This is a genomic window from Microbacterium sp. NPDC089320 (assembly GCF_040684875.1).
Classification (GTDB): Bacteria; Actinomycetota; Actinomycetes; order Actinomycetales; family Microbacteriaceae; genus Microbacterium.
Map to the genome: position 1 here is coordinate 207563 of NZ_JBFBGY010000004.1, position 24143 is coordinate 231705.

Consider the following 24143-nt stretch of genomic DNA (forward strand, 5'->3'; position numbering starts at 1 on the left):
GCGGTCGCTCAGCGGTAGTCGCGGTCGCTCAGCGGTAGTCGCGGTCGCGATGCTGGGCGGCCTCGTCTCCGGACGCGACCCGCTCGGCCTCCCTGGCGCGCAGCTCGACGCGGCGGATCTTGCCCGAGATCGTCTTCGGCAGCTCGGGCACGAATTCGATGATGCGCACCCACAGGTGCGATGACAGCCGGTCGTGGGCGTACGCGAAGATCGAGCGGGCGGCTTCGGCGTCGGAGTCGACTGCGTCGGGTCGCAGGCATACGTACGCCTTGGGCACCGAGAGTCGAATCGGATCGGGGCTGGGGATCACCGCCGCCTCGATCACCAGGTCGTGCTCGAGCAGCACTGATTCGAGCTCGAACGGCGAGATCTTGTAGTCCGAGGCCTTGAAGACGTCGTCGGCGCGGCCGATGTAGGTGAGATAGCCCTCGGCATCCCGCTGAGCGATGTCGCCCGTGTGGTGGTATCCGCCGGCGCGCGACTCGGCGGTCTTCTCGGGGTCGTCGTAATACCCGGCCATGAGCCCGACGGGAGCGTGCGCGAGGTCGAGCGCGATCTCCCCCTCGTGCTCGGCCAGCTCGCCGGTGGTGGGGTCGAGCAGCACGACGGGGTATCCGGGCAGAGGTCGCCCCATGGATCCGACCTTGACGACCTGACCGGGCGAGTTGCCCACGCACGCGGTCATCTCGGTCTGACCGAAGCCGTCGCGGATCGTGCCGCCCCACGCCTCGCGCACCCGGTCGATGACCTCGGGGTTCAGCGGTTCGCCCGCTCCGACGAGCTCGCGCGGCGGATGGGTGAGCCGGCCGAGGTCGGCCTGGATCAGCATCCGCCACACCGTCGGAGGAGCGCAGAAGGTCGACACGTGATGCGTGTCCATGACCTGCATCAGGGTGTTCGCGTCGAACCGGTCGTAGTTGTAGACGAACACGGTCGCCTCGGCGAGGAACGGCGAGTAGAAGCTCGACCACGCATGCTTCGCCCACCCCGGCGACGAGATGTTCAGGTGCACGTCGTCGGGGCGCACGCCCAGCCACCACAGGGTCGACAGGTGGCCGATCGGATACGACACGTGGGTGTGCTGCACGAGTTTCGGGCGGCTGGTCGTGCCGCTCGTGAAATAGAGCAGGGCCGTGTCGTCGGCGGGCGTGGCGGCATCCGGCTCGAAGGTCGTCGGGGCGTGGTCGGAGTCGGCGAAGCGCGTCCACCCGGTGGGGATGCCGTCACCCACCCCGATGCGCAGCACGCCGGGGTCGATGTCGACGATGCGCTCGGCGAGGCTCCCGAGCGTCACGATGGCGCGTGCGCGGCCGTGCTCGACGCGGTAGGCCAGGTCGGATGCCGAGAGCAGGGTCGAGGTCGGGATCGACACCGCGCCGATCTTGGTGATGGCGAGCATCACCTCCCACAGCTCGATGGTGTTGCCGAGCATCACGATGACGTGGTCGCCGCGGCCGATGCCGAGGTCCGTCAACCAGGCAGCGACCTGGTCGGAGCGGCTGGACAGCTCTCCGTAGGTCCACGACTGCAGGCTCAGATCGGCCGAGACGATCTGCACGGCCGGGCGGTCGGGACTCTCGCCGGCGATCACGTCGAACCATTCGAGCGCGAAGTTGAACTCCGCCGGTCTCGGCCAGGCGAACCCCTCGCGTGCCGCGGCGTAGTCCGTCGCGTTCGCGAAGAGGAAGTCACGCATCTCTCTGATCGCGGTCGTGGCTGCGGTGGCGCTGCGGCTCATTCTGGGCTCCTCTGCTCGACAGACGGGTTCCATCTTCGCACCGGCAGCGATTGTGCGAACCCGACAAGAAACTCGATGCCACCATCGCTGGAACCTGGTTTCACACGTCAAACCTGTGTAGCACCTGAGAACCGGCCCATACACTCGCCGGTGGCAACGACGCCACTGACCCCGGGAGTCCTCAATGACGAGTGCAAAACCCCACGCGCACGGAATCGGCATGCGCATCGCCGTCATCGTGCTCAGCCTGCTGCTGGCCGCGATGGTGATCCTGTTCTTCCTGACCACAGGCAAGATCGCGGCCGGTGCCGCGGAGCTCGCCGACGGAACGACGACCGCCCGTGACGGCTCGACCGAGCTCGCCGCCGGCGCCGGAGAACTCTCGGCGGGTGCCGACGAACTCGCCGCAGGCACGGAGCGGCTCGCCGCCGGCGCCACGAGCGCTCATGCCGGCTCCGAGAAGCTCGCCACCGGCGCGTTGAGCGCATCCACCGGAGCCGCCGCGCTCGCCGAAGGCGCCGACACCCTCGCGATCGGCGCATCCAACGCCGCGGCGGGTGCCGCACGACTCAGCGCCGGTTCTCTGTCGGCACTGTCGGGTGCCGAGCGTCTCGAGTCCGGGCTCGCGACCGCGGATGCCGGCGTGCAGTCGGCCCTGGACGGTGCGCAGCGTGTCTCGGCGGGCGCCCAGCAGATCGACTCCGGTGCGCAGGCCGCGCTCGACGGTGCGCAGCAGGTGTCGGCGGGCACTCAGCAGGTCGACGGCGGAGCCCAGACGCTCGTCGTCGGCGCACAGGACCTCACGAACGGGGCGCAGCAGGTCGACGCGGGGGCTCAGTCGGTGCTCGACGGTGCGACCAGCCTCGCCGCCGGGGTCGTCGGCGCCCACCAGGTCGCGGGACAGGTCTCCGAGGGGGCGAACCGGCTCAGCTCGACGATCAGCGGTGCCGTGACCCCGCAGCTCCAGGCCCTCGCCGACCCCGCGACGGTGTCGGCGATCACCGCGGCGGCGAACGGCGCACCGGCCAATGCCCAGCAGCTGGCCGACGCGCTGGCGCAGCTCGCCGCCGCCGAGCCGGCGAACGCCCAGCTGCAGCAGCTCGCGGCCCTCGCCGCCGGCGTCGACGCGCAGGTCGACGGGATCGCCGGAGCGGCCGCGGCAGCGCCCGTTCTCGCGCAGGGGACCATCCAGGCCGCGGCCGGTGCGCAGCTCGTCGCGGGCGGTGCGAACGCGCTGGTCCACGGCGACCCCGCGCAGGGGTGGCCCGGCACGGTCGCCCTCGCCGACCCAGCCGCAGGTGCCCCGGCATTCGTCGCCGGCGTGCAGAAGCTGAAGGCCGGCACCTCGGGTCTCGCCGCCGGTGCGTCGACGCTGGAGTCGGGCGTCGGCGCGCTCAAGGCGGGCACCTCGGCGGTCTCCGCCGGGGCGCTGAAGCTGGCGGACGGCGTCCAGCCATTGAGTGAGGGCGCGTCCCAGCTCTCGGGCGGGGCGCTGGCGCTGGCCACCGGTCTGCAGCCCCTGAAGTCGGGCACCGCCGAGCTGTGGGCCGGTGCGGATCGGCTCGCCGCCGGTCTCGACACCCTCGCCGACGGCGCCGTGACGCTGCAGGACGGTTCGGTGCGGCTCAGTGCGGGCGCGTCGAGCCTCGACGAGGGTGCGACCGCCCTGGCTGAGGGCACCCACACACTGACGCGCGGCGCATCCGATCTGAGCGCCGGCGTCGGCGAACTCTCGGAAGGCGCAGCGACTGTCGCTGCCGGCACCGGCGATCTCGCCGCGGGCGGCGACACGCTGGAGGCGGGGGCCGCAGACCTTGCTGACGGCAACGGCCTGATCGCCGATGGATCGGGCACGCTCGCGACCGCCACGGCGGGGGCGGCGCCCTCGATGCTGCCCTGGATGCTCGGCATCGCTCTGGCCGGACTCATCGCCCTGGGCTTCTGGATCGGCCACCGGGTCAGCCACAGCCGCGCGACGGACTGAGTCGGCCCCGCCGCGGCGCAGCAGCGCTGCCGTGGCGCCGCACGAATCACGCGCGCTGAGAAGGAGATCTCTCGTTCAGAAGGACCCGATCCGTCGGATGGTCCTTCGATACGGGAGGTCTCCTTCGCTGTGTGCGCCGCAGCCGTGAGGTGTGGCGATATCTCAATGTGGCAGTAGATCAGCGTGCATTAGTTCCTCGTATGGAAGCAAATCGAAATCATATCGCCATTATGGATGCCTCGATTGATGATTCGACCACGCTCATTCGGGCGAATCGAACAGAGGATGAAGAAATGAAGACGATTAGAAATGTCCTGGTCGCCGTCGGTGCAATTGCCGTGCTGATTGTTGCGCCAGCGATGACGGCGGCCGCCGATCAGGGGAATGCGATCGTGGGAGCTCAGGCCTACTACATTACGAGCTCCGACCGACTCTCGGTCTCGGATACGCAATCCGACGGCAAGTCCGCGATCGCCGAGATCAGGGCATCAGCGGGTAGCACGGTCTATTCCGTCACAGAGTCGCGAGGCGTGAACAACCAATCCGTGAAGACTGTGTCGATGCCTGCCTCGTACCAGATCCGGGCCTGTGTTCAAGACCTCGGGGGTGGCGGAGCCAAGACCTGCAGCGGGTGGGCGAACGGGTCGTAGCTTCTGAGGGGTCCTCCGGGCATTTGCTCGGAGGACCCTGCTTGATACTTCCGTGGGTCTGACATTCACGAAAGACCCGAGTAGGCGTGGAGACCCTTGAAGAAGATATTCACCACCGTGTAGTTGAAGAGAACAGCGCTGAAGCCGACGATCGACAGCCATGACGACCGCCTGCCGCGCCATCCGCGAGTCGATCGAGCATGAATGTATCCGGCGTACAGCACCCAGATGATGAACGTCCAGGTCTCCTTCACGTCAAAGCCCCAATACCGGGTCCATGCGCTCTGCGCCCAGATCGCGCCGGCGATCAGAGTGAAGGTCCAGAGAACGAAGCCGTAGGCGGTCCACCGGTAAGCGAGCCCCTCGATTCGTGCGCTCGACGGTACGCTTCGCAGCGCTCGCGCCAGGAGCCCGTTGGCGGCGGACAAGGCAGTCTCGCGCCGAGCTTGGAGCAGCTGAACGACCGACAATGACGCGGCAATGGCGAACATGGCGGTCGCGAGAGACGCGACGAGCACGTGAATGACGAGCCACACCGACTTCAGCGGTTCGGCGAGCGGTCCGGCCTCGACATAGAACCCAGAGGTCGCGAGGCCGAGCAGGGCCACCACCGATCCGGTGATGAAGGTGCCGAGGAATCGCAGATCCATTCGGGTGAGACTCACGAGGTAGACCAGCACCAGCAGGAGCGTCCCCGTCATCGCAAACTCGTAGAGGTTCGCCCAGGGTACGCGGCCGCTGGCGACCCCCCGAAGGACGGTTCCAGCGACATGGCACAGGAAAGCGAGCCCCGTGAGTGAGGTCCCGATCCTTGCAGGCGTCGAAAGCGCGAGAGAACGGAGAGCGCTCGAATCAGCACGTCGCGCGAGGTCCGCGCCGTAGAAGAGAAATGCAATGACATAGATTGCGATCGCCGTCCACACGCAGAGAAGAGACAGGTTTTCGGCGACCATGATTCGGCCAGCCTAGGATCACGTCACGGCTGATTTCCCCGATCAGGGGTTATCTCGCGCGGTATTCCGGAATGCGTTCGTGAAACGATAAGTTGCGCTGTCTGTCGGCTTCGGTGCGTTCAGCGCTAGGGCAGGCGGATGGTACCCGTGGCGATGCGCTCGGTCGGCATCCGGTCGCGGTTGTAGGTGATCTCCTCGTAGCCGTGAGGCGTCGGCGTGCCGTCTTCGTCCAGGCTCACGAAGACGATCTTCTCGATCGTGAGGATGCGCTTGCGGGTGATCATGTTGCGGGCGACGGCGCGCATGGTGAGAGACGTGGTGCCGAAATGCGTGGCCTGCAGGCCGATCTCGATCAGGTCGCCCTGCACGGCCGAGGCCTCGAAGTTGATCTCCGAGATGTGCTTCGTCACGGCGCGATAGTTGCCCAGCTGCACGATCGCGTAGATCGCCGCCTCCTCGTCGATCCACTTCAGGAGACTGCCCCCGAACAGGGTCCCGTTCGCGTTGAGGTCTTCCGGCTTCACCCATTTGCGGGTGCGGAAGTTGATGCCGTCTTCGGACCACTGCCACTCGGGTGTCTTCTGCTTCGCCATGCTTCGAGGGTAGGAGCCTCGTGAGTCGGCGGTGTTACGGATGCACATCCGTGCAGCCGATCCGTCGTCTGCCGTGGGCTGATCTGCCCAGGGCGGATCGGCCCCCGGCCCGCCGCCGAACGACGGATGCTGGGGCCATGAGCGAAGACAACAACCCCATCCCGCAGTTCGGACCCGAGGCGCGTCGCGCACTGTTCCATGAACGGGTGCTCGTGCTCGACGGCGCCCTCGACGACGACAACGGCACACTGCTGATGACGCAGCTGCTGACCCTCTCGGCGGAGGATCCGACGACCGACATCGCCCTGTGGATCCACTCGCCCGGCGGCTCGGTGCCGTCGATGCTCGCGATCCGCGACCTCATGTCGCTGGTGCCCAACGACGTCTCGACCCTGGCTCTCGGACTCGCCTGCAGCGCCGGGCAGTTCCTGCTCTCGGCCGGCGCGAGGGGCAAGCGCAGGGCGCTTCCGCACGCGCGCATCCTCATGCATCAGGGGTCTGCGGGGATCGGCGGCTCGGCCGGTGAGCTCGAGACGCAGGCCGACGACCTGCGTCACATGCGCGACACGGTGCTCGGGCTGATCGCCGCCGACACCGGCCAGCCCGTGCAGCGCATCTTCGACGATTCGCTGCACGACCGCTGGTACACGGCGGTGCAGGCGAAGGAGTACGGCTTCATCGACGAGATCGTCGACTCGCTCGCCGACCTCATGCCGCGTCGGCGGGCCCGCGTCGGACTGGGGGCGAGCGCATGAGCGGCTACACGATCCCGAATGTCATCGCCCAGCATCCGCGCGGTGAACGCGTGATGGACGTCTACTCCCACCTGCTCGCCGAGCGGGTCATCTATCTCGGCACGGGCATCGACGCGGGGGTGGCGAATGCGCTGATCGCACAGCTGCTGCATCTCGATGCCGACAGTCAGGAGTCCGGCATCCAGTTCTACATCAACAGCGAGGGCGGTGACCCGGGGGCGGCGCTCGCGATCTACGACACGATGCAGCACGTGCGTCCGGCGGTCGCGACGACCTGCGTCGGCCAGGCGATCGGCCCGGCGGCCCTGCTCGTCGCGGCGGGAGCACCGGGGCAGCGTTCTGCTCTCGCTCATGCCCGAATCGTGCTGCATCAGCCGGCGGGTCAGTCGCGCGGTGCGATCCCCGATCTCATCCTCGCGGCCGACGAGGTCGTGCGCGTGCGCTCCGACATGGAGTCGATCCTCGCCAGGCATACCGGACGCGCGCTCATCGAGCTGCGCGCCGACACCGACCGTGACCGCGTGTTCACGGCATCCGCCGCCCGTGACTACGGCCTGATCGACACCTTGCTGGGGGAGCGGGCTGCCTGAACGGGCCCGGTGTTCGTCTCGGTCTTTGCACGTCTGCAGGATCGGGGCACGGATGCGGGATGATTCGGCCGTTCTGGTCCGGCATCCGTGCCGAGGTCCTGCAGACGGACAGACCGACAGACAGACGGACAGGCGGACAGGCGGACAGACGGACAGACGGACGGGACGACTCGTCAGGCGGCGAGGGCGAAGGCCCCGCGGGCCAGGGACACCGCAGCGGATGCCGGAGCCGCCGTCGACCGTCGCAGCTCGTCGGCCACGGCGCTCGTCAGCTCGATCAGCGAGGTGTCGAGGGCGCCGGCGATCGCGGCGATCATCTCGCTCGACGGCTCCTTGAGTCCCCGCTCGACCTCGGACAGATACTGCGGCGATACTCCGGCGTTCCCCGCGGTCTCGGTCAGGGTCTCGTCTCGGTCGTGTCGTCGACGCCGCAGCTGGTCGCCGACCATCTGGCGCCACAGGGGCTCGGGATCGTTCCGACGAGGGCGAGCAGGTCGGGCAGGACGAGGTGCACGGGGGAACGGGACGAGGTCGGCCATGCCTCACGATAATCCGACGCCGACGGCGGACTCGAGGCGTTCTGCTCAGAGCAGAAAACGGGACTCGGCGGGTTCGGACGGGGTGCGGATCGGGGGCGTCGGCTGACTCAGAGGGCCGCGGTGACGCCGGGGAGCAGCTTGGTGAGGATCGTGCCGAGCTGCTGCTGTTCGTCGGGCGTGAGCGGATCGAGGATCAGTTCTCTGATCTGGGCCACATGCACGGGCGCCGCCGCCCGCAGCAGGTCACGACCGGCATCCGTCAGTGCGGCCGTCAGCGTGCGCTTGTCGCTGCTGCATGAGGTGCGCGTCACCCAGCCGCGGTCCTCCAGCGAATCGATCGCATGACTGAGCCTCGAGCGGCTGAGCCCGGCTATCTGCGCGAGCTCGGTCATCGGGATCGCGCGATCGCCCTGGCCCGCGAGCGTCACCAGGATCGCGTAGTGCGAGTGCTTGAGACCTGTCTCGGCCTTCAACGTGCGATCGAGCACCTGCGGCAGCAGCTGCACGAAGCGGATGGCGGGAAGCCACGTCTGCATCTCGGCGTCGTCGAGCCGCCGATCGCTCATCGCCCCTTCGCTCATCACGCCCGCTCCGCTCACGCCGCAGACAGGTCGAGCGTGTGCGAGGTGTGGTCGCGCTTGGCCTCGAGGTAGCGGTGGTTCGCGTCCGACAGGTGCACGCCGGTGCGCACCTGTTCGGTGACGCGGATGCCGAGCGCCTCGAGCTGCGCCCCCTTGTCGGGGTTGTTGCTCAGCAGGCGGATGCTGTCGACACCGAGCGCCTGGAGCATCTGCGCGGCCACGGTGTAGTCGCGCTCGTCCTCACCACGACCGAGCGCGACGTTCGCCTCATAGGTGTCGAGGCCGGCATCCTGCAGCGCATACGCGTCGAGCTTGGCGTAGAGGCCGATGCCGCGACCTTCCTGACGCAGGTAGAGGAGGAACCCGCCGTCTTCCGCGATGCGCTCGACCGCCTCGCGCAGCTGCGGGCCGCAGTCGCAGCGTTCCGAGCCGAACACGTCACCGGTGAGGCACTCGCTGTGCGGGCGCACGAGGGGTGCGTCACCGCCGTTCGCCGCGCGTTGCATGGCGGCCTTCCAGTCGCCGAGCCCGAGCAGCAGGTGCTCACGGCCATCGACCAGGCCGTCGAACGTGACGACATCCGCCGTGGTCGAGAATCCGTCCGCGAAGCGCATCGGCACGCGCACGCGCGTGCGCTCTGAGGCGACCGGAACGACGGTTGAAGTTTCAATCATGTGGGGTGCAACGCGCCGTCGCCGCCGGTATTCCCTGCGGCGCACTAGTCCGAGGAGGGACGGCGCACGAGCTTGAGCTCGCTGGCCAGGATGCCGAGCACGACGAGTGCTCCGCCGATGAGCGCGGCGACGGGCAGGCGCTCGCCGGCGACGCGCCCGATCGCGGCCGCCCACACCGGCTCGCCGGCGTAGATGATCGTCGCGCGAGTCGGCGAGACGGACTTCTGCGCCCAGTTCATCGTGAGCTGGATGATGCAGCTCGCCGCGCCGAGTCCGACCGCGCAGCCGACCCAGATCCAGGAGAACTCGGGCACGCTCTCGCCGACGACCGGCATGGTCAGGATGCCGAGGACCCCGGCGGTGAGGAGCTGGATGATCGTGATCCTGCCGAGATCGATCCGTCCGGCGAAGACGCTGATGAGAATGATCTCGGCGGCGATGGGCAGCGTGCTGACGAGCGTCAGGATCTCGCCGGATCCGAGAGTGAGGGCGACGGCGTCCGGTCCGGCGATGAGCAGCAGGCCGAGGAAGGCGAGTGCAGCGCCGACGAACGCCATGGCCGGAGGACGCTTGCGGAACACCGCCCACTGCGCGAGCGGCACGAGAGGGATGTACATCGCGGTGATGAATGCCGAGGTGCTCGAGTCGATGGTCTGCAGCCCGACGGTCTGCAGACCGTATCCGAGGTAGATCATCACGCCGATCGCGACTCCGGCGCCGATGTCGCGCCAGCGGATGCCGCGCAGGGCTCGACGGAAGATGACGATGCTGATCGCGCCGGCGACCAGGAATCGGATGCCGACGAAGAACCACGGCCCCGAGTGCTGCATCGCCCAGTGCACGAGGAGGAATGTGCTGCCCCAGACGGCCGTCACGGCGATCAGGGCGATCTCCTGTGGGCGCAGGCTCATGAAGCGGAATCGAGTGGACATGCTGTCCTTTCTCGACGCGGCCGGGTCGAGCCTAGCGCCGCGCCGACCGCTGTTTCGAATCGTCGAACCGCCGGATATGTCGATGGAAGACAGACGGGTGAGTGCGGGGAACGGCGCCTCGATAGCCTCGGAGCATGAGCAACTTCGTGAGCGCCGCCGAACTGCACGACCTGCTGGAGTCCGACGCCCCCGTGCGCCTGATCGACGTGCGGTGGCGACTGGACCGGCCCGATGGCCGCGAGGACTACCTCGCCGGTCACATTCCCGGCGCCGTCTTCGTGCCGCTCGCGACCGAGCTCGCCACCCACGGGGAGCCCACGGAAGGCCGTCATCCTCTGCCCTCCACAGCGACGCTGCAGGATGCCGCTCGGCGGTGGGGTGTGAATCGGGGCGACGTCGTCGTCGCGTACGACGACGCGAAGGGGCTCAGCGCATCGCGGGCCTGGTGGCTGCTGCGCCAGGGCGGCGTCGACGTGCGTGTGCTCGACGGTGGCATCCGCGCGTGGACGGCCGCCGGGCTTCCGATCGCCGACGATGATGTGCAGGCGGAGCCGGGCGATGTCATCCTCGACGAGATCGGCGGCGATGCGATCTCGATCGACGAGGCGGCCTCCTTCTCCGACACCGGTGTGCTTCTCGACGTGCGCGCGCCCGATCGCTATCGCGGAGAGAACGAGCCGCTCGACCCGATCGCCGGACACATCCCGGGGGCGCTCAACGTCCCGATGGCGGCTCACCTGGATGCCGAGGGGAAGATCCTCGACACGCACACCCTCCAGGCGACCTTCGCCGCCGTCGGGGTGACGGAGGGGACGCCCGTCGCGGCCTACTGCGGCTCGGGCATCACCGCGGCGCACACCGCGCTGGTGCTGGAGGAGATCGGCATCGAGGCGAAGGTGTTCCCCGGCTCGTGGAGTCAGTGGTCGAACACCCCGGGGCGTCCGGTCGCGGTCGGCGACCAGCCGGGCTGAGCGTGCAGGCGCCTGAGTTCAGCGCCCGTCGGCGTAGCTCCAGGCGACACTGAGGAGTCCGGGGCCGAATGCGCGTCGCACCTGGTGCACCGACGTGCGGCCTTCGAGCGACAGCTCGGTGAGGGTCGAGCCGTCCGGCGTCTCGACGCGCTCTTCGATGCGGTCGGGCAGAGCGTCGGGGTGGAATCGCGTCCACACCAGCAGCTCCCTGGCCTGTCGGGCGACGGCGTGACCCGTCTCTCGCTGCGGCGGATAGTCAGGCGGGTACGACACCGACCACTCGACCATCGCGGTCGCCGGTGCCGTCAGCGGAACGTCGAGTTCGAACAGCACGCCGTGCACCTCTCCGTTGGGGTGCGAATACCGTGCGGCGATGTGCCCTCCGGCCACGGCCTCGATGAAAGGTGCGGGAGTGCGGATGCCTGGCGTCATCTCGAGGAACGGGATCGACGTGACCGTCCCCACCGTCGACTGCACGATGCTGCGCGTGATGGAGTACGACACGTTGCCCGCGGCATCCACGTCCGTCACGGAGTGCGTGGTCAGTTCGCGCGACGTGTCGGGATACTCGGCGCCGAGAGCGGCGAAGGCGTCTTTGACCGCCTCCTCGAGCTCCTGTTCGTCGAGCGGGAAGAGATTGGGTCCGAGCGGACCGGTGCGGTTCGTCGTTCCCAGCAGCGCGGTGAGAGAGCCGGGCTCGAGGTGCAGCAGCTGCTCGATGTCGCCGAGGGCTGCCATCGACTGCGCTCCCTCGGGGCGACGCGCTCCGGAGCGCCAATAGCTGAGCGTCGCCATCGACACGCTGTTGCCCCGAGCGCGCAGCTGCTCGTGCAGTCGCGCCAGAGTCAACCCACGCGCATTGATCGCATCGCGGAACGACCCCGCGAACACATCGGTATATCGGCGGATGCCACTTTCGACACTCATCACAGCACCCCCTCGGTATGTGAAGAATCGAGCCCTAGAGTGAGCATACGACCACACCAGCATCGCGTAGGGGACGAGGTGCTATTTCTGGGGTCTATCGGCTGAGCAGTCGTGGGCAGGGTGCCCGATCTCGCGACCACTCGGCTCGACGCAGTGTCGCCCCCGTCGCTGCGTTCTGTCGCGGGGCCTGACGATCGATCTGGGGAGATCCTTCAGGCCCCGCGAACACCTCTCCGGTGTCGGCGCCCACTCAGCGCCCCCGCGTAGACTGGGAACAACACCCCCGGAGGACCCTCGATCGTCATGTCTGCCACCGCCCGCGCGTTCACCGTGCGTCACCTTCAGCTGCTGCGCGCGCTCTTCGCCGCCGCCGCTGCCGTGATGATCACCTTCTCGCCCGACCACTCGGCGGCCGTCGGTCTCTCCGTCTTCAGCGGCTTCGTGCTCACGACCGGTCTCGTGATGATCGTCGCCGCATGGCTCGTCTATCCGGCCGGTGGGCGCTGGCCGTCCGTCGTGTTCGCTCTGCTGAGCTTCGTCGCCGGCATGACCGCCGGTGTTCCCGCGTGGCGGACCGAGGACCTCTTCTTCGTCGTCGTGATCGCCTGGGCGGTCTCGACCGGCATCCTCGAGCTCGTCGTCGGACTCCGCGCGCGCAGAACCGGCGAGGCGACCGCGCGCGACTCGATCACCCTCGGCGCTTTCGGGCTGCTGCTCGCCGTGCTCCTGATCGCGATCCCGGCCGGTTTCGTGCAGCCGTACGCGATCGAGGGAGCCGGCGCCTTCGAGCTGACCGGCATCATCCTCGGCGTCGGCATGTTCGGCGGATACGCGGCGATCGTCGCGGTCTTCCTCGGCATCGCCGGACTCACCCCGAAGCGAGCGGATGCTGTCGAGGCCGGGCACACGACCGAGAACGACCCGGCCCCCGCCGGGCACGGAGGAGAGCGATGAGCGACGAGAAGCCCACCCGACGCGACATCCTGCGCCCCCTGCACCTGCTGGGCATCGCCCTCGGCTGCGGTGTCTTCGCCGCCGTGGTGACGCTCGTGTCGACGGGCGCCTTCACCGCGCGGGTGAACACCGCGATCGCGAACGGCACTTACGAGGGTCTGACGCCCATCGCGCTCGGCCTGGTGGTGGGAGGCGGCGCGTTCATCGTCACCCTGCTGTTCCTCGCGATGCTGATCCTCGTGGTCGACCCGGCCGAGGTCACCAAGGAGGTCGACCGTCCCGTGCTGTTCGACCGCGAGACGCCCGACGAGCCCGACGCAGATCAGACGGGCCGCACCGCAGCGTCCTGATCCGGCCCCCGAGGTTCCGCGTCGCGATCGGAATAGTCCCGAGCTGCGACGGCTTGTGACTGTAGTGACTGCCTCGATCGACCGCGCCTCCATCGGACTCAGATCGGAACGAGGCCCGGTGCTCGGGGCTCTCATGCTCGCCACCGGCCTGATCGCGATCGACGCGACCATCCTCGCGACCGCCGTGCCCAGCATCGTCCGCGATCTCGGCAGCTATCAGCAGTTCCCCTGGCTCTTCTCGGTCTACCTGCTCGCGCAGGCGGTCAGCGTGCCGATCTACTCGCGCTTCGCCGACACCGTCGGCCGCAAGCCGATCATCCTGCTCGGCATCGCGTTGTTCCTGCTCGGCTCCGTGCTGTCGGGCTTCGCCTGGAGCATGACGGCGTTGATCGTGTTCCGCATCATCCAGGGTCTCGGCGCCGGCGCCGTCGCGCCGATGTCGATGACGATCGTCGGCGACATCTACACGGTCGCGGAGCGCGCCAAGGTGCAGGGCTACATCGCATCCGTGTGGGCGATCTCGTCGGTCGTCGGCCCGGCGCTCGGCGGCGTCTTCGCCCAGCTCGACGCCTGGCGGTGGATCTTCTGGGTCAACATCCCGCTGTGTCTGATCGCGGGGTGGATGCTGCTGCGGCGCTATCACGAAGAGAAGCAGACGCAGCGTCATCGCATCGACTACGCCGGCGCCGTGTTGCTCACGCTCGGTCTCACGGGGCTGATCCTCGGGATGCTGGAGGGCGGCAACGCCTGGGCGTGGCTCTCGATCCCCAGTGCCGTCTGCTTCGGGGTCGGCGCCGCAGCGCTCGTCGCCTTCGGACTCGTCGAGCGCCGAGCCGCGGAGCCGATCGTGGACCTGCGCCTCGCTGCGCGCCCGCTGATCCTCACCACGACGATCGTCTCGCTGGGCATCGGCGCTCTGATGACCGGAGTGACGAGCTTCGCGCCCGCGTATCTCGAGGGGTCCATCGGCATCGCGCCGCTGCTGTCGGGTCTGGCGGTCGCCGCCCTCACCCTCGGCTGGCCGCTCGCCGCCGCGAATGCGGGTCGGCTCTACATGCGGATCGGATTCCGTCGCACGGCGCTCACCGGGATGTCGATCACGGCCGTCGCGGCTGTCGCGCTGGCGGTCGTCTCGCCCTGGCCCAACCCGTTCATGATCGCGGCCGTCGCGTTCGTGCTCGGCTTCGGCCTCGGATGGAGCGCTGCCCCGACGCTGATCGCGGCTCAGGCCTCGGTCGGCTGGGGCGAGCGTGGTGCCGTGACCGGCATGAACGCCTTCGCCCGGTCTGCCGGCAGCGCGCTCGGGGTGGCCGTGTTCGGCGCCATCTCGAATTCGGTCATCGCACAGGGCGCGGGTCCCGAGGACCCGGCGACCATCATCTCGGCATCCGTCTGGGTCTTCATCGCCGCCGCGATCGTGGCGGTGCTGACGTTGATCGCTGCGGCCTTCATGCCGCGCGATCCGGCCGGCGCGCACTCGGGCGGATCGCGCCCCTAGCGCGCCAGCTGCTCGGCGATGCCGGTGTACGAGGCGGGCGTCAGTGCGAGCAGGCGATGCTTCGCGGCATCCCCGATCTCGAGTCCCTCGACGAAGGACGCCAGGTCCGCGGCGCCGACACGGTGCCCACGGGTGAGCTCCTTGAGCAGCGCGTAGGGGTCGGTGATCGAGGAACGGCCGGCGACGACCTCGGCGCGGATGACGGTCTGGATCGCCTCGGCGAGGACCTCCCAGTTCACGTCGAGGTCGGCGAGCAGCACATCGCGCGAGAGCGAGATGGCGTTCAGGCCGCGACGCAGGTTGTCGATCGCGAGCAGCGAGTGTCCGAACGCGACGCCGATGTTGCGCTGCGTCGTCGAGTCGGTGAGGTCGCGCTGCAGGCGGCTCGTCACGAGCGTCTGACCCAGGGACGCGAGCAGGGCACCCGAGATCTCGAGGTTCGCCTCGGCGTTCTCGAACCGGATCGGGTTGATCTTGTGCGGCATCGTCGACGACCCGGTCGCACCCGCGACGGGGATCTGCGCGAAGTAGCCGAGCGAGATGTAGGTCCAGATGTCGGTCGCGAGGTTGTGCAGGATCCCGCCCGCGTGACGGATGCGGTCGTAGAGCTCGACCTGCCAGTCGTGCGACTCGATCTGCGTGGTCAGCAGGTTGAAACCGAGGCCCAGACCCTCGATGTACTCGCGCGAGATCGTGGGCCAGTCGGCGTCGGGGTCGGCGGCGAGGTGCGCAGACCAGGTGCCGGTCGCACCCGAGAACTTGGCGAGGTAGTCGGATGCCGCGATCTGCGCGCGCACGCGCTCGAGACGCCATGCGAAGACGGCGAGTTCCTTGCCCATGGTCGACGGGGTCGCCGGCTGTCCGTGGGTGCGGGAGAGCATCGCGGCGTCGGCGTGCTCGGCGGCCAGCTCGCGGAGCTTCGTGATCACGACGTCGAGACCCGGCAGCCAGACCTCCTCGACCGCACGCTTCACGGTCAGGGCGTAGGACGCCGAGTTGATGTCCTCGCTCGTGCACGCGAAGTGCGTCAGCTCGGCGATCGAGTCGAGACCCAGAGCGCTGAGGCGGTCGCGCACGAGGTACTCGACGGCCTTCACATCGTGCTGCGTGACGGCTTCCTTCTCGGCGAGCCAGTCGATCTCCGCCTGACCGAAGTCGCGATAGAGGGAGCGCAGGCGCTCCTTGTCGACATCCGACAGGGGGCTCGTCTCGAAGAGCGAGCGGTCGGTGAGCGCGATCAGCCACTCCACCTCGACCTCGACGCGGGCGCGGTTCAGACCGGCCTCCGAGAGGAAGTCGGCGAGGCCGGTGACGGCGCCGCGGTAGCGTCCGTCGAGGGGGCTCAGAGGCTGGGGCGGGAGCGAAGGCTGGAAAGTCAGGGGAGTCCTCCTGATCGGGCCCCGGGAATGCGGGGCGTGCGGGGCTGGCGGAGAGCCGGCTCGAGCTGGCGGAACAGCCCGCGAGTCGCGGTCTCAATCATACCGAGCACCGAATCGAACATCTCGGCACCCGCGTAGTAGGGGTCGGGCACATCCTGGCTGTGCGCCTCGGGGTCGAAGGCGAGCAGCAGGGTGACCTTGCCCTCGTCATCTTCATTGGCGGCCCACTCCCGCAGGATGCGCTCATGGGTGCGGTCGAGGGCGACGACCAGGTCGTTCTCCGAGAAGGAGCCGAAGGTGAACTGCTTCGCGCGGTGGAGCGAGCCGTCGTAGCCGCGGCGGCTGAGGGAGTCGAGCGTGCGGTGATCGGCCCGTTCGCCGAGATGCCAATCGCCCGTTCCGGCGCTGCGCGAGACAATCCGCGAACCGAGGCCCTGACGCTCCGCGAGATCGCGGAACACCACCTCCGCCATCGGAGAGCGGCAGATGTTCCCCGTGCACACGAAGATCACGCGGAAGGGATCCGGGGATGTCACCGTCCCATTCTGCCGGTCGGAGGCCGATCGCGCGATGCCGAGGACATCGGGCCGGGCAGGCGCACCCGTTCTGCACTGATGCCGCAGCTGCGTGGCCTGCTCACGCCCCTCGCGATCCGCGGCGGTCTTCGTTCTCGTGACGGCGATGGATCCCGGATGCTGGGCGCATGCACTCTCTTGCACTCGCTCAGACCGGCGCTGCGGACGCCGCCTGGGCCAAGACTCAGACCCTCGCGGCCCTCCGCTCAGCGGTCGAGGCGCTGGACGACGCGCGCGCGTCGCTCGCCGTGCTCACCGCCGACACCGACTGGCACTCGGATGGGGTGCGCGCGATGCAGCACTCGCTCGAGGATCTCCGACGCGGTGCGCGGATCGAGGCATCCGAGATCCGCAGCCGTGAGTCTGAGGTCGAGAGGATCGACGTCTCGTGACCGGGCTGACGATCGATCACGGGGGAGCGATCTCCGTCGACCCCGACGTGCTGCGCGATGTCGCTCGACGCATCGATGCCGTCGCCTCCCGTTGTGACGACGCGCACTCGGCGATCATGCGCGCGCATCGGATCATCGTCGACACCCCGGGCTTCAGTGCGCACGTCGACACGGTGGGGCTGTGGTCGTCGGGCGAGCACATGGCTCGACTGCACTCCCAGTGCCAGGAGTCCGCCGAATCGACCCTTCTCATGGCCGATGCCTATGAGTACGTCGAGCTGCGAGCGGAGGCCGAGATGCTCATGCAGACCGATCCGACTGCGGCGCAGCGGCTGATGCGTCGCGCCGATCGACTCGCCGCGACGGATGAACGCGTGTCGGAGATGGCTGACGACCTTCTCGCCCACTGGCGGGCCACACGTTTCGAGGGGCTCACCGGCAACGCCGTGACGCCGGCGCTGTACGACCAGGTCTTCGGGACGGCGGCGTTGGTGGGGGTGCTCTCGGGGTTCGGCAAGGTGCTGCCGGGCGAGACGCTCAGGGGCAGGGCCGACCCCGTCTCGGTCGCGCCCGTGAAGACCTCGTCTCCGGCGGCGGCGCCGACCGGCCTGGCAGGAGCCCTCGGGCGAATGCCGGTCACCGCCGGGGCGCAGGTGGCCGTGGAGAAGTACTCGTTCGCCGATGGGAGCACGAGATTCGTCGCCTATCTGGAAGGAACGCAGAGTGCGGGCGCGGGTGGGAAGGAGCCGTGGGACATGAGGTCCAACGCGCAGCTGTATACGGGGCAGACGTCGTCGTCGTATCAGGCGACGCTCGACGCGCTCCGAGCGGCCGGAGCGAAGCCGGGCGACGAGGTCGACGTCATCGCGCACTCGCAATCGGCCATGGTCGCCGCGCACCTCTCGATGGAGAGCGAATTCGACGTGCAGATGCAGATCACCGCGGGAAGCCCGGTGGAGCCGACCCTCGACGACGACCAGACCATCATCCAGCTGCGTCACTCCGACGACATGGTCTCCGGATTGGCGGGAGGGGGATCGCCCGAGGGGACCGGCTCCCCGGACAGCGTGACCCTCCGCACCGAAGGGACTCCGTCCGACACGCTCGGGGATCTGACGCTGGACGCGCACCAGCTCGACACGTACATCGACACGGCGAAGACGGCCGATGACCTGAGCGACTCGCGGATCGACGCGATGCACGAGTTCTGGCGGGAGCTCGACACCGCCGAGGTGATCGAGCGCACCGAGTACCACGCCGAGCGGGTCGGATGACCCACGCGAAGGTGCGCGTGGTGCGTGTCAGTCGCGGCGCTGCTTCTTGCTCTGGGGGCGCAGGATGAAGCCGAAGACGCCGTTGATCAGCGAGATGATGAGCGCGGCGAGCACGCCCCACCAGAAGCTGCCCACCGTCAGGCCCCAGCCGAACCCGCTCGTGATCCAGGCGGTGAACCACAGCAGGAAGCCGTTGATCACGAAGCCGATCAGGCCGAGGGTGAGGATGTACAGCGGGAACGCGACGATCTTCACCACCGTGCCGATGATCATGTTCACGAGCGCGAAGATCGCAGCCACCGCGAGCAAGGTCAGCACGAGCTGCAGGGTCTCGCCCGGCGCGAACGCGCGGATCTGCACCTGCAGCGCGGGGATCAGCGTCACGACCCAGATGGCGAACGCGTTGACGACGACTCGGATGATGAAGCGCATAGTCCGTCCAGTCTTCCATGTGGGGTGCGCGAAGTCAGTCGAACGTCCCTGCGGCCGACTGACGGATGTGGGCTCTGATGACCGAGGCGATCTCATCGAGACCGATCCGACTCTGCGCCACGTCGAGAACGAGGTCGAACGCCTCGTCGTTGCTGAAAGTGAGTTCGTACCCATTGAGTCGGATGAAGATGAAGGTCAGATACAGCGACAGGCGCTTGTTGCCATCGAAGAGCGAGTGATTCTGAGCGACGGAGCTGATGAGCGCGGCGGCTTTGGCTTCGAACGACGGATAGGCGTCCGTGCCGAACATCCCTGCGGAAGGACGAGCGAGTGCAGAGAAGAGCAGGCCTTCGTCGCGGACGCGAAGGCCGAGCTTCGCGATCAGCGCGAGCGCCTGCTCGGGGTCGACGTACTCCGTCACGGATCAGGCGTCTTCGAGCCGCTTGAGGGCGCCCGCATAGCGCTCCGCGACCTCGTCTGCGATCGACAGCACGCGTTCCGTCTTCGTCTCGCTGTTCGCGAACCGCGTCGCTGCCTCGATGAGGATCGCATGCTTCGAGGTGTGGCGGGCGCGGGCGATCTCCTCGAGCTGCGCATCGAGTTGCTCGGGGAGTCGCACCGTCATAGCCATACCAAAATGGTACTACCGTCCGTACGTGGCCGCGAGGGAGACGCGGAATCTAGACTCATGCTTGTGACCGACCCGATCCTGCCGCGCATCCGTCCCGCCATCGCCGCCTTGGCTCCCTATCGACAGGGCAAGCAGGCGGGACCGGACGCGTTCAAGCTCTCGAGCAACGAGAACCCGTTCGAGCCGCTTCCCTCGGTCGCTGCGGCGCTGCAGCACACGACGCCGATCAACCGGTACCCGGATGCCACCGCCGGCCGCCTGCGCGAACGCCTCGGTGCGCGCTACGCCGTCGAGCCCGACCAGGTGCATGTCGCCGCGGGCAGCGTGTCGATCCTCCACCAGCTCATCCTGGCGACGGCATCGGTGGGCGACGAGGTCGTCTACGCCTGGCGCTCGTTCGAGGCCTACCCGAGCCTTCCGCTCGTCGCGGGGGCGACCGGGGTGCAGGTGCCGCTCACGCCCGACTTCCGCCACGACCTCGATGCGATGGCCGAGGCCGTGACCGAGCGCACGCGCGCCGTCATCCTCTGCACGCCCAACAACCCGACCGGCCCGATCATCACGAGCGACGAGTTCGCGACGTTCGTCGAGCGCGTCCCCGCCGACGTGCTGATCGTGCTCGACGAGGCGTACGCCGAGTTCGTGACGGTGCCCGGAGCAGTCGACGGTCTCGCCGAGCGGGTCTTCGAGCGGCATCCGAACGTCGTCGTGCTGCGCACCTTCTCGAAGGCCTACGGGCTCGCGGGCCTGCGCATCGGCTATGCGATCGGCAACGAGAAGGTCCTCGATGCCGCGCGCGCCACCGGCATCCCGCTCTCCGTCACGTCAGCTGCCGAGAACGCCGCGATCGCGAGCCTCGATGCCGAGTCCGAGCTGCTCGAACGCGTCGCGGTGATCGTCGAGCGCCGCACGCGCCTGCTCGAGGGGCTGCGCAGACAGGGGTGGGACGTCCCCGACTCGCAGGCCAATTTCATCTGGCTGCCCACCGGCGAGCGCACCGACGAGGTCGCGGCCGCGTTCACCTCTGCCGACCTGATCGTGCGCCCGTTCTCGGGCGACGGCATCCGCATCTCCGTGGGCGAGGAGGAGTCCGTCGGGCGGGTGCTCGAGGTCGCCTCGACGCTGCGCTGACCCGCGCCGTTCCGCCGTTTCTCCGGGTTCCCGGCAGTTGCGAGGACGTCCTAGGTATGCGTGACCGGGCATGCCCGCGCAGGTAGCGTGGGGGTCGTGACCTCGTCAGAGACTGAACTCGTCCGCGTCCTGGATCAGGATGGCCGCTTCACGCCGAGTCCGGCTGCTGAGCAGTATCTGTCGTTGATCGAGGCGATCAGCGACGCCGAGCTCGAGCAGTTCTACCGCGACATGGTCGTCATCCGCGCGATCGACACCCAGGCGACCAACCTGCAGCGTCAGGGGCAGCTCGCGCTGTGGCCACCGAGCCGGGGGCAGGAGGCCGCCCAGGTCGGTTCCGCCCGCGCGGCACGCACGCAGGACACGCTCTTCCCGTCGTACCGCGAGCACGCCGTGACGCGCATCCGCGGCGTCGACCCCGTCGACATCATCAAGCTGATGCGCGGCGTCTCGCACGGCGGCTGGGATCCCACCGACCCGAAGAACGGCAACACCCGCCTCTACACGCTGGTTCTCGGCTCGCAGGTGCTGCACGCCGCCGGATACGCGATGGGGCTGAACTTCGACGGACGATCCGGCACCGGCGATCCCGACACCGACGAAGCCGTCATCGTCTACTACGGCGACGGGGCGTCGAGCCAGGGCGACGTGCACGAGGCGATGGTGTTCGCCGCGAGCTACCAGGCTCCCACCGTGTTCTTCCTGCAGAACAACCACTGGGCCATCTCCGTGCCCGTCGCGACGCAGTCGCGGGTGCCGCTCGTCGAGCGCAGCGCCGGCTACGGAATCCCCAGCGTGCGCGTCGACGGCAACGACGTGCTCGCCAGCTATGCCGTCTCGCGCGTGGCCCTCGACGAGGCCCGCAGCGGTCAGGGGCCCCGGGCGATCGAGGCGGTCACGTACCGTCTGGGCGCGCACACCACGAGCGATGACCCCACCAAGTACCGCGGCTCCGACGAGGAGCAGTCGTGGGCGCTGCGCGACCCGATCGACCGCATGCGTGCCTTCCTCGAGAACAGGGGAGCGGCAGGACAGTTCTTCGCCGACGTGGATGCCGAGGCGGCCGACGCGGCCGAGGACCTGCGTTCGCGCAGCGTCGAACTCGGATCGCCGACGGCAGACAAGATGTTCGACCACGTGTACAGCGACCCGCATCCGCTCATCGCGGAGCAGAAGGCCTGGCACAGGCAGTACGAGGCATCGTTCGAAGGAGACGGCAAGTGACTCTCGAGACGATGCCCCTCAGCAAGGCGCTGAACTCGGGCCTGCGCAAGGCGCTGGAAGACGACTCCAAAGTCCTGCTCATGGGCGAGGACATCGGCAAGCTCGGCGGCGTCTTCCGCGTCACGGAGCACCTGCAGCGCGACTTCGGCGATCGCCGCGTGCTCGACACCCCGCTCGCGGAATCGGGCATCGTCGGCACGGCGATCGGACTCGCGATGGCCGGATTCCGCCCCGTGATCGAGATCCAGTTCGACGGTTTCGTGTTCCCGGCGTTCGACCAGATCACGACCCAGCTCGCCAAGCTCACGAACCGTCACGAGGGCAAGCTCAGCCTGCCGATCGTGATCCGCATCCCCTACGGCGGGCACATCGGTGCGGTCGAGCATCACCAGGAGAGCCCCGAGGCGTACTTCGCGCACACCCCGGGTCTGCGGGTGGTCTCGCCGTCGACGCCGAACGACGCGTACTGGATGATCCAGGAGGCCATCGCGTCGAACGACCCCGTGATCTTCATGGAGCCGAAGAGCCGTTACTGGCAGAAGGGCGAGGTCGAGCTCGATGCATCGGCCGCCCCGCTGCACTCGTCTCGCGTCGTGCGCACAGGTTCTGACGTCACGCTCGTCGGACACGGCGCCATGGTCACGACCCTGCTGCAGGCGGCTGCGCTCGCCGAAGCCGAGGGGACGAGCTGCGAGGTCGTCGACGTGCGTTCGCTGTCGCCGGTCGACTACGAGCCGATCCTGAGCTCGGTGCGCAAGACCGGACGCATGGTCTACGCACAGGAGGCGCAGGGCTCCGTCAGCATCGGCAGCGAGATCGCCGCGACCGTCATGGAGCGCGCCTTCTACGCTCTCGAAGCCCCTGTGCTGCGGGTCTCGGGGTACGACACCCCGTTCCCGCCCGCCAAGCTCGAGGGCACCTACCTCCCGGATGCCGACCGCATCCTCGAGGCCGTCGACCGTTCGCTCGCCTACTGATCGCCCTGACCTCACCGTTCCGAGAGGACCGCACATGAGCACGCAGAACTTCAACCTCCCCGATGTGGGCGAGGGCCTGACCGAGGCCGAGATCGTGGCGTGGAAGGTCGCGCCGGGTGATTCCGTCGCCATCAACGACGTCATCTGCGAGATCGAGACCGCCAAGTCGCTCGTCGAGCTGCCGTCGCCGCATGCCGGCATCGTCGGCGAACTGCTCGCGGCCGAGGGCGCGACCGTCGAGGTGGGGTCGCCGATCATCACCTTCGTGACCGATGCGCGCGACGACGCCGGACCCGGCAAGATCGCGACCGCCGAGGCTCCCGCGCCCGAAGAGGGCGGCGGCTCGGTTCTCGTCGGCTACGGCACAGGCGGTGGGGCGACCTCGCGACGCAAGCGTCCGGCCGAGCGGCCCGTTCGCTCGTCGGTCGGCGTCATCGCAAAGCCGCCGATCCGCAAGCTCGCCCGCGACCTGGGTGTCGACCTCACCTCGGTCACGCCCACCGGAGCAGACGGCGAGGTGACCCGTGACGACGTGATGACCCACGCCTCGCAGGCGAGCGTCTTCCGCAACATCGAGACTCCCGAGTGGGGTGCCGTGCGCGAGGAGACGGTGCCCGCGCCGCAGAGCACCCCGGCCGGCCTCGCGCGCGGACTGTCCCCGGCCCCGGCATCCGCCCCCGGTCAGAGCGACGATCGCACCGAGTCGATCCCTGTCAAGGGCGTGCGCAAGGCGACCTCGTCGGCGATGGTGCAGAGCGCCTACTCCGCTCCGCACGTGACCGTATGGAAGGAGATCGACGCGAGCCGCACCATGGAGCTCGTCAAGCGACTCAAGGCGTCGCCCGACTACGCCGACATCCGCGTGTCACCCCTGCTGATCATGGCGCGCGCCGTCATCTGGGCCGCTCGTCGCACCCCGATGGTGAACGCCGCGTGGATCGAGACCGAGGGCGGCGCCGAGATCGCCGTGCGCCACTACGTGAACCTGGGCATCGCCGCAGCGACGCCTCGCGGTCTGCTCGTGCCGAACATCAAGGACGCGCAGGACCTCAGCATGAAGGACCTCGCCCGCGCCCTGAACCGCCTCACCCTCACGGCCCGCGAGGGCAAGACGAGCCCCGCCGACCAGCAGGGCGGCACGATCACGATCACGAACATCGGAGTGTTCGGGATGGATGCCGGCACGCCGATCATCAACCCCGGCGAGGCCGGGATCGTGGCGATGGGCACGATCAGCCAGAAGCCGTGGGTGGTCGACGGCGAGGTGCGCCCCCGCTGGGTCACCACGGTCGCCGGATCGTTCGATCACCGCGTGATCGACGGAGACGGCATGAGCCGGTTCATCGCCGACGTGGCATCCGTGCTCGAGGAGCCCGCGCTGCTCGTCGAGTGACTGTTCGCGGTGCTTTGACGGTTACAGCCGCCAAAATAAGGAGAAA

General features: G+C 68.5%; 27 protein-coding genes. 14 read left to right on the forward strand and 13 right to left on the reverse strand.

What is annotated here, in order from left to right; genetic code table 11:
- Nucleotides 1-28: 28 nt before the first annotated feature.
- Nucleotides 29-1738: an AMP-binding protein gene (locus AB0N61_RS12795; RefSeq protein WP_363364579.1), complete on the reverse strand. Its 1710-nt coding sequence runs from the start codon at nucleotides 1736-1738 to the stop codon at nucleotides 29-31.
- A 184-nt stretch (nucleotides 1739-1922) separates the two neighbouring features.
- Between AB0N61_RS12795 and AB0N61_RS12800 the strand changes: the two genes are divergently transcribed.
- Both AB0N61_RS12800 and AB0N61_RS12805 read left to right on the forward strand, forming a co-directional pair.
- Nucleotides 1923-3722 (forward strand): hypothetical protein, encoded by a 1800-nt coding sequence (locus AB0N61_RS12800; RefSeq protein WP_363364581.1) that lies wholly within the window; start codon nucleotides 1923-1925, stop codon nucleotides 3720-3722.
- A 131-nt stretch (nucleotides 3723-3853) separates the two neighbouring features.
- Nucleotides 3854-4372 carry a hypothetical protein gene (locus AB0N61_RS12805; protein ID WP_363364583.1) on the forward strand — a complete coding sequence of 173 codons (519 nt, stop codon included), beginning with the start codon at nucleotides 3854-3856 and terminating at the stop codon, nucleotides 4370-4372.
- Nucleotides 4373-4437: 65 nt separating this feature from the next.
- On the opposite strand, the gene ccsB is transcribed toward AB0N61_RS12805, so the two are convergent.
- The gene (gene ccsB, locus AB0N61_RS12810) at nucleotides 4438-5325 is read right to left on the reverse strand and encodes a c-type cytochrome biogenesis protein CcsB (protein WP_363364585.1); all 888 of its coding nucleotides are present in this window, start codon (nucleotides 5323-5325) and stop codon (nucleotides 4438-4440) included.
- Between the two features lie 125 nt (nucleotides 5326-5450).
- A complete protein-coding gene (locus AB0N61_RS12815) occupies nucleotides 5451-5918 on the reverse strand; it encodes a hotdog domain-containing protein (RefSeq protein WP_167948133.1) in 468 nt (155 codons plus the stop codon).
- Nucleotides 5919-6055: 137 nt separating this feature from the next.
- Between AB0N61_RS12815 and AB0N61_RS12820 the strand changes: the two genes are divergently transcribed.
- Nucleotides 6056-6673, forward strand: coding sequence for an ATP-dependent Clp protease proteolytic subunit (locus AB0N61_RS12820; RefSeq protein ID WP_167948134.1), 618 nt, complete (start codon nucleotides 6056-6058; stop codon nucleotides 6671-6673).
- A complete protein-coding gene (locus tag AB0N61_RS12825; protein ID WP_363364589.1) occupies nucleotides 6670-7263 on the forward strand; it encodes an ATP-dependent Clp protease proteolytic subunit in 594 nt (197 codons plus the stop codon). Before AB0N61_RS12820 ends, AB0N61_RS12825 begins: the two co-directional genes overlap by 4 nt.
- Nucleotides 7264-7436: 173 nt before the next feature.
- On the opposite strand, the gene AB0N61_RS12830 is transcribed toward AB0N61_RS12825, so the two are convergent.
- The 4 genes from AB0N61_RS12830 to AB0N61_RS12845 all read right to left on the reverse strand — a co-directional run bounded on the left by AB0N61_RS12830 (nucleotide 7437) and on the right by AB0N61_RS12845 (nucleotide 9989).
- Nucleotides 7437-7802: a helix-turn-helix transcriptional regulator gene (locus AB0N61_RS12830; RefSeq protein WP_167948136.1), complete on the reverse strand. Its 366-nt coding sequence runs from the start codon at nucleotides 7800-7802 to the stop codon at nucleotides 7437-7439.
- A gap of 107 nt (nucleotides 7803-7909) precedes the next feature.
- On the reverse strand, nucleotides 7910-8383 hold the full coding sequence (locus AB0N61_RS12835) for a MarR family transcriptional regulator (RefSeq protein WP_363364591.1): 474 nt from the start codon (nucleotides 8381-8383) through the stop codon (nucleotides 7910-7912).
- A gap of 14 nt (nucleotides 8384-8397) precedes the next feature.
- Complete coding sequence (ribA, locus tag AB0N61_RS12840) at nucleotides 8398-9057, reverse strand: GTP cyclohydrolase II (RefSeq protein WP_363364592.1); 660 nt, start codon at nucleotides 9055-9057, stop codon at nucleotides 8398-8400.
- 44 nt (nucleotides 9058-9101) lie between these two features.
- On the reverse strand, nucleotides 9102-9989 hold the full coding sequence (locus AB0N61_RS12845; protein WP_363364594.1) for a DMT family transporter: 888 nt from the start codon (nucleotides 9987-9989) through the stop codon (nucleotides 9102-9104).
- A gap of 134 nt (nucleotides 9990-10123) precedes the next feature.
- On the opposite strand from AB0N61_RS12845, the gene AB0N61_RS12850 reads away from it, so the two are divergent.
- Nucleotides 10124-10960, forward strand: a complete 837-nt coding sequence (locus AB0N61_RS12850) for a sulfurtransferase (RefSeq protein ID WP_363364597.1) — start codon at nucleotides 10124-10126, stop codon at nucleotides 10958-10960.
- A gap of 18 nt (nucleotides 10961-10978) precedes the next feature.
- Here the strand turns inward: AB0N61_RS12850 and AB0N61_RS12855 are convergent, their stop codons facing one another.
- On the reverse strand, nucleotides 10979-11887 hold the full coding sequence (locus tag AB0N61_RS12855; protein ID WP_167948140.1) for a hypothetical protein: 909 nt from the start codon (nucleotides 11885-11887) through the stop codon (nucleotides 10979-10981).
- Between the two features lie 303 nt (nucleotides 11888-12190).
- Between AB0N61_RS12855 and AB0N61_RS12860 the strand changes: the two genes are divergently transcribed.
- The 3 genes from AB0N61_RS12860 (at nucleotide 12191) to AB0N61_RS12870 (ending at nucleotide 14689) form a co-directional block, all read left to right on the forward strand.
- Complete coding sequence (locus AB0N61_RS12860) at nucleotides 12191-12841, forward strand: acyl-CoA synthetase (RefSeq protein ID WP_363364599.1); 651 nt, start codon at nucleotides 12191-12193, stop codon at nucleotides 12839-12841.
- Nucleotides 12838-13191 carry a hypothetical protein gene (locus tag AB0N61_RS12865; protein ID WP_167948142.1) on the forward strand — a complete coding sequence of 118 codons (354 nt, stop codon included), beginning with the start codon at nucleotides 12838-12840 and terminating at the stop codon, nucleotides 13189-13191. The genes AB0N61_RS12860 and AB0N61_RS12865 overlap by 4 nt, the downstream gene beginning before the upstream one ends.
- Nucleotides 13192-13255: 64 nt before the next feature.
- Nucleotides 13256-14689, forward strand: coding sequence for an MFS transporter (locus AB0N61_RS12870; protein WP_363364601.1), 1434 nt, complete (start codon nucleotides 13256-13258; stop codon nucleotides 14687-14689).
- Here the strand turns inward: AB0N61_RS12870 and purB are convergent.
- Nucleotides 14686-16068: an adenylosuccinate lyase gene (purB, locus tag AB0N61_RS12875; RefSeq protein WP_363364987.1), complete on the reverse strand. Its 1383-nt coding sequence runs from the start codon at nucleotides 16066-16068 to the stop codon at nucleotides 14686-14688. The genes AB0N61_RS12870 and purB overlap by 4 nt on opposite strands.
- Nucleotides 16065-16604: a low molecular weight protein-tyrosine-phosphatase gene (locus AB0N61_RS12880; RefSeq protein WP_363364603.1), complete on the reverse strand. Its 540-nt coding sequence runs from the start codon at nucleotides 16602-16604 to the stop codon at nucleotides 16065-16067. Before AB0N61_RS12880 ends, purB begins: the two co-directional genes overlap by 4 nt.
- A 167-nt stretch (nucleotides 16605-16771) precedes the next feature.
- On the opposite strand from AB0N61_RS12880, the gene AB0N61_RS12885 reads away from it, so the two are divergent.
- Nucleotides 16772-17035, forward strand: coding sequence for a hypothetical protein (locus AB0N61_RS12885; RefSeq protein WP_363364605.1), 264 nt, complete (start codon nucleotides 16772-16774; stop codon nucleotides 17033-17035).
- A complete protein-coding gene (locus AB0N61_RS12890; RefSeq protein WP_363364607.1) occupies nucleotides 17032-18309 on the forward strand; it encodes a hypothetical protein in 1278 nt (425 codons plus the stop codon). The genes AB0N61_RS12885 and AB0N61_RS12890 overlap by 4 nt, the downstream gene beginning before the upstream one ends.
- Before the next feature lie 27 nt (nucleotides 18310-18336).
- Here AB0N61_RS12890 and AB0N61_RS12895 read toward each other — a convergent pair whose 3' ends face one another.
- Genes AB0N61_RS12895 through AB0N61_RS12905 form a run of 3 tightly spaced genes read right to left on the reverse strand, consistent with a single transcriptional unit; the run spans nucleotide 18337 to nucleotide 19372 of the window.
- Nucleotides 18337-18741 (reverse strand): phage holin family protein, encoded by a 405-nt coding sequence (locus AB0N61_RS12895; protein ID WP_167948145.1) that lies wholly within the window; start codon nucleotides 18739-18741, stop codon nucleotides 18337-18339.
- Between the two features lie 34 nt (nucleotides 18742-18775).
- Nucleotides 18776-19162, reverse strand: coding sequence for a type II toxin-antitoxin system death-on-curing family toxin (locus AB0N61_RS12900; protein ID WP_363364609.1), 387 nt, complete (start codon nucleotides 19160-19162; stop codon nucleotides 18776-18778).
- 3 nt (nucleotides 19163-19165) lie between these two features.
- Complete coding sequence (locus AB0N61_RS12905) at nucleotides 19166-19372, reverse strand: ribbon-helix-helix protein, CopG family (RefSeq protein ID WP_167948147.1); 207 nt, start codon at nucleotides 19370-19372, stop codon at nucleotides 19166-19168.
- 63 nt (nucleotides 19373-19435) lie between these two features.
- On the opposite strand from AB0N61_RS12905, the gene AB0N61_RS12910 reads away from it, so the two are divergent.
- The 4 genes from AB0N61_RS12910 (at nucleotide 19436) to AB0N61_RS12925 (ending at nucleotide 24097) form a co-directional block, all read left to right on the forward strand.
- Nucleotides 19436-20503 carry a histidinol-phosphate transaminase gene (locus tag AB0N61_RS12910; protein ID WP_363364611.1) on the forward strand — a complete coding sequence of 356 codons (1068 nt, stop codon included), beginning with the start codon at nucleotides 19436-19438 and terminating at the stop codon, nucleotides 20501-20503.
- Nucleotides 20504-20599: 96 nt separating this feature from the next.
- Nucleotides 20600-21727: a pyruvate dehydrogenase (acetyl-transferring) E1 component subunit alpha gene (gene pdhA, locus AB0N61_RS12915; protein WP_363364613.1), complete on the forward strand. Its 1128-nt coding sequence runs from the start codon at nucleotides 20600-20602 to the stop codon at nucleotides 21725-21727.
- Between the two features lie 11 nt (nucleotides 21728-21738).
- Complete coding sequence (locus AB0N61_RS12920; RefSeq protein WP_363364988.1) at nucleotides 21739-22704, forward strand: alpha-ketoacid dehydrogenase subunit beta; 966 nt, start codon at nucleotides 21739-21741, stop codon at nucleotides 22702-22704.
- A gap of 34 nt (nucleotides 22705-22738) precedes the next feature.
- A complete protein-coding gene (locus tag AB0N61_RS12925; protein ID WP_363364615.1) occupies nucleotides 22739-24097 on the forward strand; it encodes a dihydrolipoamide acetyltransferase family protein in 1359 nt (452 codons plus the stop codon).
- Nucleotides 24098-24143 lie beyond the last annotated feature (46 nt).

What these genes read in the sequence shown, in the direction of transcription:
- AB0N61_RS12795 (WP_363364579.1), bottom strand. Translation starts at nt 1,738, where the DNA reads ATGAGCCGCAGCGCCACCGCAGCCACGACCGCGATCAGAGAGATGCGT.
- AB0N61_RS12800 (WP_363364581.1), top strand. Translation starts at nt 1,923, where the DNA reads ATGACGAGTGCAAAACCCCACGCGCACGGAATCGGCATGCGCATCGCC.
- ccsB (WP_363364585.1), bottom strand. Translation starts at nt 5,325, where the DNA reads ATGGTCGCCGAAAACCTGTCTCTTCTCTGCGTGTGGACGGCGATCGCA.
- AB0N61_RS12815 (WP_167948133.1), bottom strand. Translation starts at nt 5,918, where the DNA reads ATGGCGAAGCAGAAGACACCCGAGTGGCAGTGGTCCGAAGACGGCATC.
- AB0N61_RS12820 (WP_167948134.1), top strand. Translation starts at nt 6,056, where the DNA reads ATGAGCGAAGACAACAACCCCATCCCGCAGTTCGGACCCGAGGCGCGT.
- AB0N61_RS12825 (WP_363364589.1), top strand. Translation starts at nt 6,670, where the DNA reads ATGAGCGGCTACACGATCCCGAATGTCATCGCCCAGCATCCGCGCGGT.
- AB0N61_RS12830 (WP_167948136.1), bottom strand. Translation starts at nt 7,802, where the DNA reads ATGGCCGACCTCGTCCCGTTCCCCCGTGCACCTCGTCCTGCCCGACCT.
- AB0N61_RS12835 (WP_363364591.1), bottom strand. Translation starts at nt 8,383, where the DNA reads ATGAGCGAAGGGGCGATGAGCGATCGGCGGCTCGACGACGCCGAGATG.
- ribA (WP_363364592.1), bottom strand. Translation starts at nt 9,057, where the DNA reads ATGATTGAAACTTCAACCGTCGTTCCGGTCGCCTCAGAGCGCACGCGC.
- AB0N61_RS12845 (WP_363364594.1), bottom strand. Translation starts at nt 9,989, where the DNA reads ATGTCCACTCGATTCCGCTTCATGAGCCTGCGCCCACAGGAGATCGCC.
- AB0N61_RS12850 (WP_363364597.1), top strand. Translation starts at nt 10,124, where the DNA reads ATGAGCAACTTCGTGAGCGCCGCCGAACTGCACGACCTGCTGGAGTCC.
- AB0N61_RS12855 (WP_167948140.1), bottom strand. Translation starts at nt 11,887, where the DNA reads ATGAGTGTCGAAAGTGGCATCCGCCGATATACCGATGTGTTCGCGGGG.
- AB0N61_RS12860 (WP_363364599.1), top strand. Translation starts at nt 12,191, where the DNA reads ATGTCTGCCACCGCCCGCGCGTTCACCGTGCGTCACCTTCAGCTGCTG.
- AB0N61_RS12865 (WP_167948142.1), top strand. Translation starts at nt 12,838, where the DNA reads ATGAGCGACGAGAAGCCCACCCGACGCGACATCCTGCGCCCCCTGCAC.
- AB0N61_RS12885 (WP_363364605.1), top strand. Translation starts at nt 16,772, where the DNA reads ATGCACTCTCTTGCACTCGCTCAGACCGGCGCTGCGGACGCCGCCTGG.
- AB0N61_RS12895 (WP_167948145.1), bottom strand. Translation starts at nt 18,741, where the DNA reads ATGCGCTTCATCATCCGAGTCGTCGTCAACGCGTTCGCCATCTGGGTC.
- AB0N61_RS12905 (WP_167948147.1), bottom strand. Translation starts at nt 19,372, where the DNA reads ATGGCTATGACGGTGCGACTCCCCGAGCAACTCGATGCGCAGCTCGAG.
- AB0N61_RS12920 (WP_363364988.1), top strand. Translation starts at nt 21,739, where the DNA reads ATGCCCCTCAGCAAGGCGCTGAACTCGGGCCTGCGCAAGGCGCTGGAA.
- AB0N61_RS12925 (WP_363364615.1), top strand. Translation starts at nt 22,739, where the DNA reads ATGAGCACGCAGAACTTCAACCTCCCCGATGTGGGCGAGGGCCTGACC.